This window comes from Streptomyces sp. NPDC057543 (genome assembly GCF_042801895.1).
Lineage (GTDB): Bacteria > Actinomycetota > Actinomycetes > Streptomycetales > Streptomycetaceae > Streptomyces.
This window is the reverse complement of sequence record NZ_JBHVFF010000552.1, coordinates 1-2,044: the sequence shown is the minus strand read 5'-3', so window position 1 is coordinate 2,044 and position 2,044 is coordinate 1. Positions and strand designations below refer to the sequence as shown.

Here is a 2,044-nt window from a genome sequence, read left to right as displayed (position 1 = left end):
CCCCCGGCCCCGGGGACGACGAAGGCCCGGATCTCTCAGGCTGAGATGCCGTCGATCCGGGCCATCGCGTCGTCCGCGCCGAACGGTTGCAAGTACGGCAGCCAGCGTGGGTCGCGGTGTCCCGTCCCGATGATGCGCCAGGCGAGGCCCGTCGGCGGGGCAGGCGTCTGGTGCAGCCGCCAGCCGAGCTCCGGCAGGTGCCGGTCCGCCTTGACGTGGTTGCAGCGGCGGCAGGCCGCCACGACGTTGTCCCAGGCGTGCTGTCCGCCGCGGCTGCGCGGAATGACGTGGTCGACGCTGGTCGCGGCGGCGCCGCAGTACATGCAGCGCCCCCCGTCCCGGGCGAAGAGCGCCCTGCGGGTGAGCGGTACGGGCCCCCGGTACGGGACCCGTACGAACCGCTTCAGGCGGACGACGCTGGGGGCCGGGACGGCCCGGGTGGCACTGTGCATGAAGGCGCCCGACTCCTCAAGACAGATGGCCTTGTTTTCGAGCACGAGGACGAGCGCGCGGCGGAGCGGTACGACGCCGAGCGGCTCGTACGACGCGTTGAGAACCAGGACATGCGGCACGGTGGATGCCTCCTTGTACGCCGGCGGCGCGTGGCTCGCGCCGGGACGATCCGATCTCAGTTTCTCCTTACGCCTGGTCGAAGCGCCACCACGTGCGGGTAACGGGCCGGAAGGATTTTTCTCCGCTCCCGGCCGCCCGTACCGCCACCGCGGGCCGGAACAGGCGCTTCCGGGCCGCTGCCGCGGCGACCGCGGCCCGATGTGCGATCGGCCACATGCCGCCCGTACGAGCTCCGTCCCGTAACCTCCTCACTTTCCCCGAATCCCCTCGTGAGGCGCGTCTCTCCCCCTGGTCACGGCAACGGAACACTCCCGATGCCCCGTTAGTGTGGTTGGTCCGCCGTCGTCCATCTGGAGGTTCCACCGTGCTCCCGTCCGCCCTGTTGGCCGCAGCCCCCTCGCCCGGGTCCGGTGGCTCGCTGGACGAGGCCGCCGAGCAGGCCGGCAACGCCGCAAGCTGGGTGGAGGAGAACTGGTCCACCTGGCTGAGCATCGGTCTGCGCATCGTGCTCATCGCCGCGATCGCGATCGTGTTGCGCATCGCGATCCGCCGTGCACTCACCAAGCTCATCGACCGGATGAACCGCAGCGCCCAGGCGGTGGAGGGCACCGCGCTGGGCGGGCTGCTGGTCAATGCCGAACGCCGCCGTCAGCGCTCCGAGGCGATCGGTTCCGTTCTCCGCTCGGTCGCTTCGTTCCTGATCCTCGGCACGGCCGCGCTGATGATCCTGGGCGCCTTCCAGATCAATCTGGCCCCGCTGCTGGCCTCCGCCGGTGTGGCCGGTGTCGCGCTCGGTTTCGGTGCGCGCAACCTGGTCACCGACTTCCTCTCCGGCGTCTTCATGATCCTCGAGGATCAGTACGGCGTGGGCGACACCGTGGACGCGGGCGTCGCCTCCGGTGAGGTCATCGAGGTCGGCCTGCGGGTCACCAAGCTGCGCGGTGACAACGGTGAGATCTGGTACGTCCGCAACGGCGAGGTGAAGCGGATCGGCAACCTCAGCCAGGGCTGGTCCACCGCCGGCGTCGATGTGACCGTGCGCCTCACGGAGGACCTGGACAAGGTCCGTACGGTGATCACCGAGGCCGCCACGGCGATGGCCAAGGAGGACCCGTGGAACGAGCGGCTGTGGGGTCCTGTGGAGATCCTGGGCCTGGACGCCGTGCTGCTGGACTCGATGACGGTCCGGGTGACCGCGAAGACGATGCCGGGCAAGGCGCTGGGGGTCGAGCGCGAGCTGCGCTGGCGGATCAAGCAGGCCTTCGACGAGTCGGGCATCCGCATGGTCGGCGCCGTCCCGCCCCAGGCGGACGAGCCGTCCGCGGCCGACCCGACGGCCGCCATGGCCGCCCCCTCGGCCTACGCGTCGGCGACGTCACCGCAGTCCCTGGCCGCGACACCGATCACCCCGCCGCCGAACATGTCGAAGTAGGACCGGTCGTTCCGTTCGAGTGAGGGGCGCCCCGCGAGG

The 2,044-nt window shown here is 70.8% G+C and carries 2 protein-coding genes; one reads left to right on the top strand and one right to left on the bottom strand.

Annotated elements, in window-relative coordinates; all coding sequences use genetic code 11:
* Window positions 1-35: 35 nt before the first annotated feature.
* The gene (locus tag ACFU8Q_RS41185; protein WP_266746230.1) at window positions 36-572 is read right to left on the bottom strand and encodes an HNH endonuclease; all 537 of its coding nucleotides are present in this window, start codon (window positions 570-572) and stop codon (window positions 36-38) included.
* 365 nt (window positions 573-937) lie between these two features.
* Between ACFU8Q_RS41185 and ACFU8Q_RS41180 the strand changes: the two genes are divergently transcribed.
* Complete coding sequence (locus ACFU8Q_RS41180) at window positions 938-2,005, top strand: mechanosensitive ion channel family protein (RefSeq protein WP_384465260.1); 1,068 nt, start codon at window positions 938-940, stop codon at window positions 2,003-2,005.
* Window positions 2,006-2,044: the final 39 nt, after the last annotated feature.